Source organism: Rhizobium sp. BIGb0125, assembly GCF_024810055.1.
In the GTDB taxonomy this organism is placed as follows: domain Bacteria; phylum Pseudomonadota; class Alphaproteobacteria; order Rhizobiales; family Rhizobiaceae; genus Agrobacterium.
This window is the reverse complement of sequence record NZ_JANUDV010000003.1, coordinates 573219-587568: the sequence shown is the minus strand read 5'-3', so window position 1 is coordinate 587568 and position 14350 is coordinate 573219. Positions and strand designations below refer to the sequence as shown.

The window sequence follows — 14350 nt, the reverse complement described above, 5'->3', positions numbered from 1 at the left end:
TGCTCTCGGGCAATATGACGGCTGCTCCTTACAAATTTGGAAACATTGCAAGGGTTTACGCACCACAGCTCGCACATGCCTTTGGCAAAATCCCATGCCAGAATGACAAAAGGCCCGCATTGCTGCGAGCCTCATTGTCTGGTTCACGCCGTCGTTCTGGCCTTGGCTCAGAACGATACTTTCCAGGCAGTTTTCACCCAAAGGCTTGGGTCGTTGCCCTGTGTGGAGGCATTCAACATGAAGGTGGCTGTGCCGCCCGCCACGTCAAATTCCGCACCCACGCCACCGCGCAGCCACACCCGGTCAGTATCCTGCCCATCAAAGCTAAAGCCGGACAGTCCGATGATTTCGCCTGTGGTGCCTGCCGTCTTGTCTTCAAAACGGTAGGCCACTTCACCACGTGTCAGCACGCGGAACTGGTCATTCAACGGTGTTACACCGTCAACACCCAAACGCCATACAGTCGCGTGGTCTGTGCTTTCGTCGAAACGGGCAGGGAAGCCACCACCGGTTTCGGTGTAGGCATCCATACGGCTGTGGGCATAGGTCAGGCTGGTATAGGGCGTCATGCTGGTGTCTTGCAGCTTGAAGGCATCCAGCCAGTCAAACCGCACACGGGCAGCCCAGCTATCGACATCGGTCTTGCCCTGCGAATAATCCAGCGCGCCGCCATTGAGATAACCGCGATCGATATGCAGGCTGGAAGAACCGAAATAACCGCTGACGGTGGCATAAATCGCGCCAGTAACCGGCAATGTCACCTCAGGCGAAATGAACAGACCCTTCTGGTTGAAGTCGCCACCGGCCTCAAGGTTCTGGTCGGTGTAAAGGCCACCGGCCGCAATGCGCGCGGTAATGCCACCTTCAAAACCATAGGCATAGGTCAGGTCAGTAATCACAAGGCCGCCATTGGAAGCGTCGCTCTTGTCATAACCGCCATCGGTGCTGATCTGCAGATACTGCCTGCCAGCGTCCAGACGGTTGCGCATCGGGTCGCCATGCAGACCGTTCAGCGCGGTGCTCGCCTGGTCAAGGCTGGTGCGGGCAGAAGGGGAACCAGAAAGGCTGCGTGCAAACTGCTCGACATCGATGATGCCGGATCCGGAACGGGCAATATACGCCGACGAATATTCTGTCGTGCCGACAATCACTGTGCCATCGGCGCTGATGCCCGTCGCATTTTGCGTGAAGTCGTGGGACACGCTGACACCGCTATTGCGCAACCACTCTTCAACGGTAATCATCTGGGTTTGTTCGGTCCAGACAAAACCTCTGTTCTGATCATCAGTGGCGGATTCCCCGACAATAATGGAGCCATCCTTGCTAAGCGCATTGGCTTTCGAGAAATGTCCGCCTTCAAGCGTGCCGAGGCTTTCCATTGTGCCACCTTGCGTCCAGCGAAAAGCACGGTAATTATCACTGGTATTTGCCAAGCCAACGACAACAGATCCATCGCTACTGATCGCCTTGGCAGAGGACGAATACCCGGTTTGCAGACCGCCCAAATCCTGCATGCCACCCTCTGTTGTCCATCGGAAGGCATGGTTCACATTGTCATTGTTTTCAGCCTCACCAACGATGAAAAGTCCATTGTCGCTGATGCCGAGGGCTTTGGAGTTGCCTGAATTGTCGGTTCTAAGTGTGCCGAGCGGCGTTACTGTGCCACCACCATCAGTGGTCCAGAGAAATGCACCTGAGTAACCGCCAATGTCTTGGTAACCGACAACGGCCGAGCCATCACCGCTGACACCAAATGCAAACGACGTTTGTGCGTTAAGGCCGTTCAAGGTTTCAATGCCGCCGTCTGCCGTCCAGCGAAAAGCAATATTGCCAGACTGCCCGACAATGACTGAACCATCCGCACTTGCTGCATAAGCTGCGGAGCCTAAGGGTGCGAGGCCGGTTATTCCATCTGCTGCCGTCCAGCGGAACGCGTTACCTACCGAGCTGCCGACGACAGTTTTGCCGTCCGCGCTGATGCCATTAGGACTTGCGTGGTTCCCAACAAGTGCACCAAGCTCCTCATAACCATCTGGCTCTGGCACTGTGCCGGGAGCAGCTGCCCACGCAGGCGCCATGGTCGCGCCAAGAGACAGAGCCGTGGTGGCGGCCAAAGTCAGGAAAAATCTGTGCTGTGCCGCGGAGTGGCGGCGTTTATGGCGGGCGGCGGCGGGCGCGGTGCGGCTCATGAAATGTCCCTAGGAGTTATTTTGCGAAATAAACGACAATCTTAACGCGCAGGACATACTCGAATCATGCGTTTTGATTGTAATTTTCACTCTTTGGGTTGTGAAGCTTAACTCAGGCTTGTGGGCGATTTATTTTACAGCATTTGCGTTGTGCCGCGGTCTGCTTTGGCGCCGGCCACTTTATAGTCCGCGTTGCTTGGTTTTTCTGTAAATTCTGTTGGCGGCACGCCGTCAGCACAACTCAAGCAGGAACCAGAAAGGCGAAATAGGCGGTTGAGCATGCAACCGCCTCATCATTTCGTCAGACCGAACGCGTCAAACCGCCATCCACCTTCAGGTTCTGGCCGGTAATGTAACCGGCGCCTTCGGAAACCAGGAAGGAGATCGTCGCGGCAATTTCTGCACTTGTGCCGTAACGTTTCATCGGCACCGCATCGCGGCGCTGTTCTGTGGAAGGCAGGCTGTCGATCCAGCCCGGCAGCACGTTGTTGATGCGGATGTTGTCACCCGCGTAAGTGTCTGCGTAGATCTTGGTGTAGGAGGCAAGACCGGCACGGAACACCGCAGAAGTCGGGAACATCGCCGCCGGTTCAAATGCCCATGCGGTCGAAATATTGACGATTGCGCCAGACTTCTGTGCCTGCATGATCGGGGTGACCAGTCGCACCGGGCGGATCACATTCATCAGGTATACATCAAGTCCGGTGTGCCAGTGTTCATCGGTAATTTCGGTAATCGCCGCACGCGGCCCGTGGCCGGCACTGTTGACCAGCGCATCGACACGGCCCCATTTTTCCATAGTCGCATCAACCAGTCGTTTCAGGTCGTCATTGGACTGGTTGGAACCGGTCACGCCAATGCCGCCCAGTTCAGCGGCCAGTGCCTCGCCCTTGCCGGAGGAGGAAAGAATGGCAACCTTGTAGCCATCGGCAGCAAGCCGTCGGGCCGCTTCTGCTCCCATGCCACTGCCGCCAGCGGTGATAATTGCTGTTTTTTCTACTGCCATGGTCGTTTTCCTTTCAGAACATGCGTGTTCATTGATATCAGGTGAAATGGGTTTTATCATCGCAAAGCTTCGGCGAGCCAATCAGTTCTTTTGAATTTTGACTGTAGAAAATCTATCGTATGAACAATCCGTCCGGAAAACTTCCCTCGTTAAATGGCCTCAAAGCCTTTGAGGCCGCCGCACGCCATTTGAACTTCCGGCTGGCTGCGGAAGAACTGGGCGTGACGCAGGGCGCGGTTGCCCAGCAGGTGCGCGGGTTGGAGGCCGAGCTTGGTCTACAATTGTTCGAGCGCCTGCCGCGCACGCTGGCGCTGACGGGGGAAGGGCGCGCCTATATTGCCGATATCAGGCGGGCCTTTGAAATCATCACCCGCGCAACGGCGGACCTGCGCCCGCAACCGGTGCGGCTGGCCATCAGCACGACGCCGACCTTTGCTTCCAAATGGCTTATCCCGCGCCTGCCGGAACTGACAGCCCGCCATCCGGAACTGGATATCCACATCGTCGCGACGGACCGTATATCGAATTTCCAGATTGATGGTGTTGATCTGGCCGTCCGCCACGGCGTGCCGCCCTTCGGGCCGGGGCTGGCGTCTCAACTGCTCTTCCGCCAGGAAATCATTGCGGCCTGCAGCCCTCTGGTCCTGCGGGAGCGCGGCGCACCCGCCACCATCGCTGAACTCTCTGCTTTTGCGCTGTTGCAGGATGCCCATAATTTTTGGCCGGAATTTATCGAGCAGCATTTTGGTGCCGCTGCTGCACCACATGACATGCAGGCTTTCCGCCGCATCAGCTTCAACCAGACATCGCATGCCATTGACGCGGCGGTGGCCGGGCAGGGCATTGTGCTCGCCACGCGCAATTTCATCACAACCGATCTCGTGGAAAAACGTCTGGTGCAGATTGGCCAGTGGGTGCTGCAAGGCCCATCGGATTTTTATCTCGTCTGGCCAAGACACCGCAAATCGGACGCCCTGGATGCGGTTAAAAACTGGATGATCTCAGCCGCCCAGTTGGCAGAATAGGCACCTCCAACAATCAACACTTACCCGTTCGAAAAAGAACGTATTTTTCCAGTGTTGACTCATGATTAGGCGCCATACTATATGCCGCCATATGGATATGCTTGAACAAAAACACGTAAGTCTGCTGGAAGAGGCAGAACGCCGTGGCCAGCCCGGCCTTGGTAATATGCGATTATGTTTTGAGGTGCTGTCGCTGGCTTCGGCCATTGACCGCTCTTGCGCGGTACGCCTTGCCGAGCACAACCTGTCGGAAGGCAAGTTCGTCTTGCTGTTCCTGCTGCGGGATTTGCCAGAAGGGTTGGCGCCACACGAACTGGCAGAGCGCGCTGGCGTCACCCGCGCCACCATCACCGGCCTTTTGGATGGGTTGGAGCGTGATGGATATCTCGCCCGCCACCACGATGCCAAGGACCGCCGCAAGGTCTCAGTGCGGCTCAACGTCAAAGGTCAGACACTGGCCGATCAGCTGTTTGATGAGCACAGCCGCTGGATTGCCTCACTGTTCGCCGCGCTGGACGCGCAGGAGCGGGCGCTGCTGGGCGGTCTGCTGCAACGGGTCTGGCGCACGCTGGACAATCCGGCTGGTGATAGTGGCGTCAAGGAAACCGGTATAACGCCATGACGTCAGGTAAAACGGCAAAACGGGTCGCCGATATCGGCCCGTCGCGGCTTGCTGCGCTAAATTCCGGCATGGCGGAAGCAACAACACTGACTGAATGTCTGGCGGTTGATTTTGCGGCACTCATGCGCGCTGCTTTGCCTGACATCGGGCAGGGCGCGCTTGACCAGATGCGACACGCCGCCAAAGACGGCATTTCAAAACGCATGCCGCTCGCCGCGCGCCTGATCCTTGCTCGTTACGGCTGTCAAAAGGCCGACGAGCTTTCCCATCACCCATCCGATACGCTGCGTGGCTGGGCCTGTTTTATGGTCGGGGCGGTTGAAGGCCACAGCTTGCCAGAGCGGCTGGACATGATCCGCCCCCTGGCAGATGACCCCCATTTCGGTGTGCGTGAATGGTCGTGGATGGCGCTTCGCCCACATGTCGTGGCCGATCTCGAAAACGCCATCACACTGTTGACCAGCTGGACGGCAGAACCGTCGGAGCGTCTGCGGCGCTTTGCCAGCGAATTGACCCGGCCGCGTGGTGTCTGGTGCGTGCATATTGCCGCGTTGCGGGCCTCACCGGAATTGGCAGTGCCTATCCTCGATCCCTTGCGCGCTGATCCCGCACCATATGTGCAGGATTCCGTCGGCAACTGGCTGAATGATGCCAGCAAAGACCGGCCGGAATGGGTGCAGGCACTCTGCGCCCGCTGGCAGGCGGAGGGACCGTCACTCGCTACCAGCAAGATCTGCAAACGTGCCCTGCGGTCCATCACCAGCAAGGCATGACATCAAGACCACACACAAAGGATATCGGTCATGACCCATTATCTCGCCGAACTTTATTCGCCAAAACCGCAATGGCTGGCGCTAGATCAGGCAGCCCGCTTGCAGTTCTTTGAGGCCGTGGGTGCAGGTCTGCAGGCACTGTCGGAATTGGGCGTTGAGGCCATCACGCTTGGCCAGACAGATGCCACCACGCTGCATGGCACGCAGCACACGTTCCTTGCGCTGTGGCGCGCGCCTGATGCGCAGGCCATCGAGGCATTGATCTCGGGCATCGCCGCATCCGGCTGGCATGATTATTTTGACACCATCAACGCCAGCAGTGCGCAAGGTGATTTTCCCAGCCATCTGGCCCAGTTGATCGCAGCGTAAGGCCAAAAAAAGCAGCCACTTCGGCTGCTTTTCTTGTTCTTGGCTGTCAGCGCCGTATTATTCTGCGGCCGGAGAAAGCGGGTTATCCGCCAGCGTCTCCGGCAGAAACTCGCGTTTGACACCCTCATGGATCAGCGTCTGCGCCGCATCCCAAAGGCGGCTCGAGGATTTGCCAATTGGCGTCTTGCGCTCCAGCACCAGATCCCGGTGTACGCCGGGCGAATGCCATGTGCCACCGCTGGTGAAGAAATTGTGCAGCAGCGGCTGCAAGCGGTCTATGGCGCGGGCAAAACGGGCGTCTGCCGTTGTGCGGGCTTCAAACTCGTCCCAATAGGCGCGAAACTCGGTGCACTGGTCGTCCGGCAGCAGGCCAAACAGCCGGTCGGCCGCCAGCTTTTCGCGCTCTTCCTGATCCTGCATCGCCACAGAGTCATAAATAAACGTGTCACCGGCATCAATCTCGACAACATCGTGGATCAGGATCATTTTCAACACGCGCGTCAGGTCGATTGTCTCATCGGCATATTCGGCAAGAATGACCGCCATCATCGCCAGCTGCCAGGTATGCTCGGCGTCGTTTTCGCGCCGGGAAATATCCAGCAGCGGCGTTCTGCGCAGCACGGTTTTCAGCTTTTCAACTTCAAGAATGAAGCGTAGCTGCTTGGCCAGCCGGGCATCGCCAAACAATGCCTCCATGTCGGCATCGTCAAGCGACAGCGGTTTCAGTTTGGGATCGAAAGTCATGCATCACCTTGAATGTTTGCGCAGCAAGTAGGGGCAGGGCCATTGGCCAGATTTGGCGACCAAAAACTGGAGCCTATTCCTTGATTTCAATCTCCGCTTCAATGGCGGCTGCAATAAAGGCAAGTCGTGCTTCTTCAACGGTCTTTTTGCCTTTCAGCGCGGCTTCAATAACCAGCAGCGCCTTGTCCAGCGCTTCGCCTTCCTCCAGCGGCCAGTCTTCAATCAGCGCCCAGGATGCTTCCTGAAGGTTGCTGATGGTGGTGAATTTGCCTGGTTCTTCCAGTGCCAAAGTCACGCTCTTGTTCCAGTTTTTGCTCATCGGGTGGCCTCCAGTCTGATTTGAAATGCCCCATAGCATTGAATGGCAGTCGTGACGATGGGCAGCATTTTGACTGGATTATATTCTTTTACTGGAAAATGCCGCCACCATGTGAGCAAGCGATCATGTACGGGGTTATATGACCTTGACAGGAGAAGGTTCACGACTACACGACGGGTAATTGTATGACGGGAGTAGAAACGTGAAAACTTTAGCGTTGGTATCGACATTTGTCGGAAAAACATTCGCGGCATGGGTGGTTTTATTTGCGGTTCTTGGATTTTTCTTTCCAGACACCTTCAAGCAGATTGGACCATGGATTGTCACCCTTTTGTCCATCATCATGTTCGGCATGGGCTTAACGCTGTCGCTTGATGATTTCCGCGAAGTGGTCAAACGTCCATTCGACGTGACAATCGGCGTACTCGGCCAGTTTTTGATCATGCCGCTGCTTGCCGTGCTGTTGACGATGATCATCCCAATGCCGCCTGAGGTTGCCGCGGGTGTCATTCTGGTTGGCTGCTGCCCGGGCGGTACTTCATCCAACGTCATGACCTATCTGTCCAAGGGCGATGTGGCGCTGTCGGTTGCCTGCACCTCCGTCACCACGCTTGCCGCGCCCATCGTCACGCCGTTCCTGGTGTGGCTATTTGCCAGCCAGTATCTGCCGGTGGATGGTTGGGCCATGTTCATGAGCATCATCAAGGTGGTCATGGTGCCGCTTGCTCTGGGTGCAATCCTGCAAAAAATCCTGCCTGGCGTGGTGAAGGCGGCGGTTCCGGCACTGCCATTGGTCAGTGTTATTGGTATCGTGCTCATTGTCTCGGCCGTGGTTGGCGCTTCCAAGGCTTCCATCGTCCAGTCCGGTCTGCTGATCTTCGTAGTCGTCATTCTCCATAACGGCTTGGGTTATTTGCTGGGCTTCTTCGCAGCAAAGGCAACGGGTCTCTCGTTGGCAAAGCGCAAGGCCATTGCCATCGAGGTTGGAATGCAAAATTCCGGACTGGGCGCGGCTCTCGCAACCGCCTATTTCTCGCCGCTTGCTGCCGTTCCAAGCGCCATCTTCAGCGTCTGGCACAATATATCTGGCGCGCTTCTGGCGAACTGGTTCTCCGGCCGCACGGAAAACGAAAGCAAATAGCGTTGCGACGCGGGTGACAAGCATCCGCGCCAACGCATGCGAGTGATCAGGCGCGCCGAATGCGGCGCGCCTTTTTCTTTGCCGCCAGGCACAGTCAGCCGATCACGAGACTGTTATTTGATCGTGATCGAGGCTGCGCCGGTTTTTCTGGAAACCGGATAGGTGCTTGGCTATACATTTTCCAACAGTGCGTGCTGCGTGCGCTGCGGGATTCCCCGAAATCGACGGAGACTAAGATCAACTTCCAACCAAGGGAGCGTGAACCTGTGTCTTCGACATTAAAGCAAGGTCGCATCAACTCTACCCTTCGTAAATTCCTCGACAGCGGGTCCTCCAGCGGTCTCGTGCTGATGGCGGTCGCCTTATTGGCCATCATCATTGCCAACTCGCCGCTGGCAGAGGCTTATTTCAGTCTGCTGCATGTCTATCTTGGGCCACTCAGTGTTCAGCACTGGATCAACGATGCCCTGATGGCGGTGTTTTTCCTCATGGTGGGTCTGGAGATCAAACGTGAGATGATGGATGGCCAGCTAAACAGCTGGCACCGGCGTGTGCTGCCGGGTGCTGCTGCCGCTGGCGGCATGGCATTTCCGGCATTGTTTTACGTGCTGTTCAATAAGGACAATCCGGCTGCATTGCAGGGTTGGGCCATTCCGGCCGCAACCGACATTGCCTTTGCCCTGGGCGTTATCTCGCTGTTGGGTTCGCGTGTGCCTGCCTCGCTGAAGATATTTCTTGCAGCCTTGGCCATCATTGATGACCTCGGTGCAGTCATCATCATTGCGCTGTTTTACACTGAAAATCTCAACCTGCTGGCCCTTGCCGGTGCATTTTTCGTCCTTGGCAATCTCTTCCTGTTCAACAGAATGAAGGTCAGGCAACTCTGGCCTTATCTGGCTCTGGGGGCAGTCCTGTGGTTGCTGATGTTTATATCGGGCATTCACGCGACGTTGGCCGGTGTCATGCTGGCGCTTACCATTCCGCTGAAACTGACCCCCGGTACACCAGAGGCAACACCGGAGGAATCACCACTCCATCGCCTTGAGCATGGGCTGCATAAGCCGGTGGCATTTTTCGTGGTGCCGGTGTTCGGTTTTGCCAATGCCGGTGTGTCGCTGTCTGGCCTCAGCCTCGGCGTGTTTTCAGAACCGGTCACCATGGGCGTGGCTGTGGGGCTTGTTCTCGGCAAACTGGTTGGTGTTCTCGGTGTTGTCGCACTTCTGGTCAAACTGCGTTGGGCACAACTTCCGGCGCATGCAAGCTGGGGCCAAATGACTGGCACGGCCTTCCTGTGCGGTATCGGCTTCACCATGTCGTTGTTCATCGGCCTCCTGGCCTTTGATGATCCGGCTTTGCAGGACCACGTGAAGATCGGCATTCTCTTGGGCTCGCTGGTATCAGGCACGTTGGGCGCCACGCTGCTGGCCATATCTGGCCGGAAGGTCTCCGTCGCCAAGGCCGCCTGAAATCCGAAGGGATCGACCGCCCATGTCTACGGCATGCGGCGGTCGTTACCCGGTTGACGTCACCCACCGACCTCACAGAAATGTCAGGTCGACGTGACCGCAGTCTGAGGAACGAACAAGGCAACAGCGCATTGGGTTTTTGGATAGAATGAAAGGAGATCCCCATGCCAAACTCAAGACGAACCACTCTGCGCGTGCTTGATAATGCCGAAGTAGAGCTTGTCGAGGCCTCCCGCCATCCCTCCATAAACGAACTTTCCGACACTGAGCTGCAGCAACTGCGCAAGAATCTGCGGGAACGCCGCGATCGTGCCCGCGACATTGCCAACCGCACACGTCGCGAAATGCGTGGCAAGTCGGCGCGCGATGATGGCAAGGCGGCCAAAACAGATACCGGCATTCGTGAACGGCTGTCTATCCTTGCCAATGCCGTGCAGCGCACCAATCAGGAACATGCCCGTCGTCAGCGTTTTGAAGGACGTGGTGAGTTGAAGCGTAACGCCGAAAAGGCGCTGGAAATGCGACGCGCCGCCGCAAGCCCCATCAACAGACCAACCTCGCGCCGCGCTGACAAGGGTATGCGCGCTATTCCCAACGAGCGGGCGGAAGATCTGGTCAACCGCATGGAACTGGGGCGTGTATCGCAATTTGTCCGCGACAGTCAGGCCAAGCGCGACAAACGCCATGAAGAGGCCGGTGTTTAAATGTCTGTGTAACCGCGCATCTCAATATGCGGCGCATTCGCTTCGCCGCCCATTTTTTCCTGGCAGTACATTACAGTCGTTCATAGCACAACTTTCACCCTGCATCTCCTTGGAGACGCAGGGTGACTTTTGTTTGGTGTGCATGTCACGCCCGCGTGGCGTGGCGTGTCCTGGGCCCGGTTTCTTGAGCCCGCGGCCCCAATACGCTACATGCAGCACCGTCCTGAAAAATCCCGCTGTCGAATGATGAAGGAGATGCCCATGAACCCGCACGATACCCGCCCGCGTATTCATCTGACAGGCGCATCCTGCTCGGGCGTTTCGACATTGGGGTCCGCTCTGTCGGCGCATTACGGCGTGCCGCAATTTGATGTCGATGATTTCTACTGGATGCCGACCGATCCGCCATTCACCACCAAACGCCCGCCTCAAGACCGGGTAAAGCTCATTCAGGCGCAGCAGCGTCAAAGCAATGGCTGGGTGCTGACCGGGTCCTGCATGGGCTGGGGCAATGCCATGCTTGGCGATGTCGATCTCATCCTTTTCCTGCAAACGCCAACTGCCATCCGGCTGCAAAGGCTGGATGCACGCGAGGCCGCCCGTTATGGCGCACGTATTCTGCCGGACGGCGACATGCATGTTCAACACATGGCATTTCGCGATTGGGCGTCCCGTTACGATGACCCGGCCTTTTCCGGTCGCAACATTGCCCAGCATGAGGAATGGCTGGCAGAACAATCCGCCCCGATTCTGCGCCTTGATGGTGCCTTGCCCACCGCAGAACTGATGGCGCAGGTGACGCAGGCGCTGAAGAACACCGTGTGACACCCCAAACTCTGACCGCGCGCAAGGATCGGGTGGCTGAGGCCACTTGGCCGCTCCTATAAGCAAACCTCCCAATCAAGGAGGTCTCTCATGGGCATGTTAGAAAACAAGGTCGCCATCATCACCGGCGCATCGTCAGGCATTGGCCGCGCCGCTGCCATGCTGTTCAGCGCGGAAGGTGCCGCCGTTGTGCTGAATGCCAGGCACGCACCGGCGCTGGAGGCGGTGGCGGACGAAATCCGTGCCAAAGGCGGTCAGGTGGTCACTGTGGCGGGGGATGTTGGCCAACAGAAAACCCACGAAATGCTGGTTGCGCGGGCCATCACGTCTTTCGGCGGCGTCGATATCGCCTTTAACAATGCCGCCACCATTGGTTCTCTGAAACCGCTGGCCGAGGTTGATGTCGCGGAATGGCAGGGCACGATCACCACGACACTGACCTCGGCTTTCCTCGCCAGCCGCGCGCAGATCCCGGTCATGCTGGCGCGGGGCGGCGGGTCGATCATCTTTACCTCAAGCTTTGTTGGAAGCAGCGTTGGCCTGCCGGGCATGGCGGTCTATGCCGCCGCCAAGGCCGGGTTGATGGGACTGGTAAAGGGCATTACAGCCGACTACGCGGTGAACGGCATCAGGGCGAACGCGCTGCTGCCCGGCGGGGTGGATACGGCCATGGCCGGGGATGAGGCACAAAAACAATGGGCAGCCGGTCTGCACGCCATGAAACGTATCGCCCAACCAGAAGAAATTGCCAATGTCGCGCTGTTTTTGGCCAGCCCCATGGCCAGCTTTGTTGCTGGCTCGGCGCTGTTTGCCGATGGTGGCAATGCGGCGGTGAAGTGAGGCCGCACTTCACCTGATAAAACACCGCCACGTGGCGTGGCGGTGTTTTCGCTTAATTGCTGGGCTTAATATCGCCAGCAATTCCGCATTCAATGACATTGACGTCAACCGTTTCCAAGGGACGTCCGCTTTTGGTTTCAAATGCGCCGCGAATGGTCACGCCTTTGAGAAGCATCGATTTGTATTCTTCGCGGTTACACCAGTTTTTTCGCATTACGTCCTTTGCCAGCGCCGGCACAGGATCAGGGGAAAATATCGTGATGGTATAAACCCGGTTCGCATAACTGGCACCTGATATGCCCAGCGCGCCATTGGTGGTGGCAAAGGTTTTTTCCGCCTTGGCACGTTCTGTCATTTCGGCATCGATTTTCAGGTTGTCGAGGTTGCACCCCACGGCGTCGGCATTGGCACTGCGCACAATATTGCCTGTGCGGTCCAGCAGCTCGCCTTGCAGCGTGGCGCCAAATGCAAACAGTTCTTTATAGTCGTTGGCATTGCACCAGGTAAACTCCGTCAAATCTTGCCATTGCTGCCGCTCGGCCTCGTTGTCGTTCCCAATCCGGTAGCGATAAATCAGGGTATAACCATCCGCTACAACGGCGGTCAGCCTGACGTTTTTGTCGAAGTTTTGTGGAATGGTGCGGGATGCCGCATAACGTTTCAGGGCCGCTTGTATCGCTTCGCTCTGTGTTTGAGGTTCTGGCGGCGGAGGCGGCGGAGGCGGCGGAGGCGGCGGTTGCGCGGCCTGCAGCACCAGACTGAACTCGAATTGTTCGAAACGCTTCTCGGCAATACGATCCAGCTGCGTCGCAGAAATCAAAACGCCCAAACCGGCCAGCGTCATGATGATGTTTGTTAAGATCGTGTCGTCAATCGGCTTGGTTTTTTCCTGACCTTTGTCGAACACAAGCGCGAGATTGGCAACGGGCACCAGGCCCATCAGCCACCGGTCATTTTCGCCGTAGGCATCGCGGGAACGCGCTGCCGAAAACAGGCCGGCCACAGCGCCAGCGAGCACCATTATGGCAATGTGTGTGCCAACGATAACATGGGCATAGCCATGTTCGATTGCCAGCTGTTCTGGCAGGTAGAGCAGGGTAGAGGCGTAAAGTATGACAAAGACCAGACAGCAGCCGAAGAAATATGCGCCACCGCCAATTTTCCATGTCGGTTTTGTTATCGCAAGGATTGCCCAGGCTGAAAACACCATCACGGGCCACGACCACAAAATCCTCATGAACATGCTGAGCTCAAGCAGCTCGCGTGCGAATTCTTCCATGCCCAGACCCCTCTATTCCCGGTCGTGTGGTACGGCCTCGCTCACAAAATCGCAAGACCAGGCAAAGCCGTGGCGGGAATTTCTGCGGCAGGGGTAAATCATTGCTTACGCTCGCGATTGTCATCCTCGACCGTGAGGCGAGGCTCCAAGCCGGTGCCTGATATGCAACGTGGTTGGATTCTCGCCACAAGGGCGAGAATGACGACGGCGATTGTGGTCTCTGACACTCGCGGTCGTGCTCGTACATTACACGGGCTTGAACAGAAACGGGCGGCCTTGAACAAACAAGCCGCCCGCTTAAAAATGCCGGGTAGCGAGGACCAGACGCCTCAGCCGTCGTCACCCTGCGCAGGCAGCCAGTCCGGTGGCGGGCCGCCCAGTGCTTCGGCAACGCCGTTGCCTTGCGGCTGTTCCGCTTTCGCGGGTGCCGGTTTCTGTTTCGGCTTTGCCTTTGTGGTCTGTGGCACCGTCACCGGCTGCGCATCAGCGGCATCCACCCATTTCGGGCGGCGCTTTTCATCCTGCCAAAGCGCGTCGGAAATCGTAAAAACCTCGCCGGTTTCGCGGATTTCCCCGTCAATGTAACCACGCGTGTTGGCAACCACCCTAACCATTCGAAGGGTTGCCCATGGTCACACCGGCGGTAATGCGACCGGTGGTCGGCGCCGTGCCAGTCACCGTGTAGTTCAGGCGCACATACCGTTCCGCCGTGCCGCGCGGCAGAAAGTCCGGCAGAACGACCTTGCCCGCTTTCAGCTCTGCCACCGGCACGGCCTGCGACCACACGACCTTGGGCGAGGCAAAGGCCGGCGCGTCGTCGGTCTGCAGCGCAATTGTCAGTGTTGTCAGGTTGTTGAAATCTTCCACCACCTGCAGGCGCAGTGGCACAGGCTTGCCCTGGCCAACATCGCGCACAACGCCGCCGGCAATGGGTGAAAGGTCGAGAATGTTGGTCGAGGCTGCCGTGGCAGTAATCGCCTGCGCGTTGGAAAGCAGGCTCTGAGTATCGAAAATCATGCGTTTTCCCCGTGATAGGTGTCAAAGCAAA

Annotated in this window: 16 protein-coding genes; 9 read left to right on the top strand and 7 right to left on the bottom strand. The window is 57.4% G+C overall.

Annotated features, from left to right (window positions below; genetic code table 11):
• Positions 1-167: 167 nt before the first annotated feature.
• Together M2418_RS11180 and M2418_RS11175 are read right to left on the bottom strand one after the other, a co-directional pair.
• Positions 168-2189 carry an autotransporter domain-containing protein gene (locus M2418_RS11180; protein WP_259146485.1) on the bottom strand — a complete coding sequence of 674 codons (2022 nt, stop codon included), beginning with the start codon at positions 2187-2189 and terminating at the stop codon, positions 168-170.
• A gap of 301 nt (positions 2190-2490) precedes the next feature.
• On the bottom strand, positions 2491-3195 hold the full coding sequence (locus M2418_RS11175; RefSeq protein ID WP_259146484.1) for an SDR family oxidoreductase: 705 nt from the start codon (positions 3193-3195) through the stop codon (positions 2491-2493).
• A 119-nt stretch (positions 3196-3314) separates the two neighbouring features.
• On the opposite strand from M2418_RS11175, the gene M2418_RS11170 reads away from it, so the two are divergent.
• The 4 genes from M2418_RS11170 to M2418_RS11155 all read left to right on the top strand — a co-directional run bounded on the left by M2418_RS11170 (position 3315) and on the right by M2418_RS11155 (position 5984).
• A complete protein-coding gene (locus tag M2418_RS11170) occupies positions 3315-4220 on the top strand; it encodes a LysR substrate-binding domain-containing protein (protein ID WP_259146483.1) in 906 nt (301 codons plus the stop codon).
• Positions 4221-4311: 91 nt separating this feature from the next.
• Entirely contained in the window at positions 4312-4842 is a 531-nt protein-coding gene (locus M2418_RS11165) for a MarR family winged helix-turn-helix transcriptional regulator (RefSeq protein ID WP_259146482.1), read from the top strand.
• Positions 4839-5615 (top strand): DNA alkylation repair protein, encoded by a 777-nt coding sequence (locus M2418_RS11160; protein WP_259146481.1) that lies wholly within the window; start codon positions 4839-4841, stop codon positions 5613-5615. Before M2418_RS11165 ends, M2418_RS11160 begins: the two co-directional genes overlap by 4 nt.
• Positions 5616-5645: 30 nt before the next feature.
• Complete coding sequence (locus M2418_RS11155; RefSeq protein ID WP_250983219.1) at positions 5646-5984, top strand: DUF6616 family protein; 339 nt, start codon at positions 5646-5648, stop codon at positions 5982-5984.
• Between the two features lie 57 nt (positions 5985-6041).
• Here the strand turns inward: M2418_RS11155 and M2418_RS11150 are convergent, their stop codons facing one another.
• Positions 6042-6728 (bottom strand): HD family hydrolase, encoded by a 687-nt coding sequence (locus M2418_RS11150; RefSeq protein WP_259146480.1) that lies wholly within the window; start codon positions 6726-6728, stop codon positions 6042-6044.
• Between the two features lie 73 nt (positions 6729-6801).
• The gene (locus tag M2418_RS11145; RefSeq protein WP_192491301.1) at positions 6802-7047 is read right to left on the bottom strand and encodes a DUF982 domain-containing protein; all 246 of its coding nucleotides are present in this window, start codon (positions 7045-7047) and stop codon (positions 6802-6804) included.
• A 202-nt stretch (positions 7048-7249) separates the two neighbouring features.
• On the opposite strand from M2418_RS11145, the gene M2418_RS11140 reads away from it, so the two are divergent.
• The 5 genes from M2418_RS11140 to M2418_RS11120 all read left to right on the top strand — a co-directional run bounded on the left by M2418_RS11140 (position 7250) and on the right by M2418_RS11120 (position 12023).
• A complete protein-coding gene (locus M2418_RS11140) occupies positions 7250-8188 on the top strand; it encodes a bile acid:sodium symporter family protein (RefSeq protein WP_259146479.1) in 939 nt (312 codons plus the stop codon).
• Positions 8189-8454: 266 nt separating this feature from the next.
• Complete coding sequence (gene nhaA / locus M2418_RS11135; RefSeq protein WP_259146478.1) at positions 8455-9654, top strand: Na+/H+ antiporter NhaA; 1200 nt, start codon at positions 8455-8457, stop codon at positions 9652-9654.
• Between the two features lie 164 nt (positions 9655-9818).
• Positions 9819-10358, top strand: coding sequence for a hypothetical protein (locus tag M2418_RS11130; protein ID WP_250982544.1), 540 nt, complete (start codon positions 9819-9821; stop codon positions 10356-10358).
• A 261-nt stretch (positions 10359-10619) separates the two neighbouring features.
• The gene (locus tag M2418_RS11125; RefSeq protein ID WP_259146477.1) at positions 10620-11183 is read left to right on the top strand and encodes an adenylate kinase; all 564 of its coding nucleotides are present in this window, start codon (positions 10620-10622) and stop codon (positions 11181-11183) included.
• Positions 11184-11273: 90 nt separating this feature from the next.
• The gene (locus M2418_RS11120) at positions 11274-12023 is read left to right on the top strand and encodes an SDR family oxidoreductase (RefSeq protein ID WP_259146476.1); all 750 of its coding nucleotides are present in this window, start codon (positions 11274-11276) and stop codon (positions 12021-12023) included.
• Between the two features lie 52 nt (positions 12024-12075).
• Here M2418_RS11120 and M2418_RS11115 read toward each other — a convergent pair whose 3' ends face one another.
• The 3 genes from M2418_RS11115 to M2418_RS11105 all read right to left on the bottom strand — a co-directional run bounded on the left by M2418_RS11115 (position 12076) and on the right by M2418_RS11105 (position 14319).
• Complete coding sequence (locus M2418_RS11115) at positions 12076-13302, bottom strand: hypothetical protein (protein WP_259146475.1); 1227 nt, start codon at positions 13300-13302, stop codon at positions 12076-12078.
• A 329-nt stretch (positions 13303-13631) separates the two neighbouring features.
• Positions 13632-13916 carry a hypothetical protein gene (locus tag M2418_RS11110; protein WP_259146474.1) on the bottom strand — a complete coding sequence of 95 codons (285 nt, stop codon included), beginning with the start codon at positions 13914-13916 and terminating at the stop codon, positions 13632-13634.
• A complete protein-coding gene (locus M2418_RS11105) occupies positions 13909-14319 on the bottom strand; it encodes a Bbp16 family capsid cement protein (protein WP_192491308.1) in 411 nt (136 codons plus the stop codon). Before M2418_RS11105 ends, M2418_RS11110 begins: the two co-directional genes overlap by 8 nt.
• Positions 14320-14350: the final 31 nt, after the last annotated feature.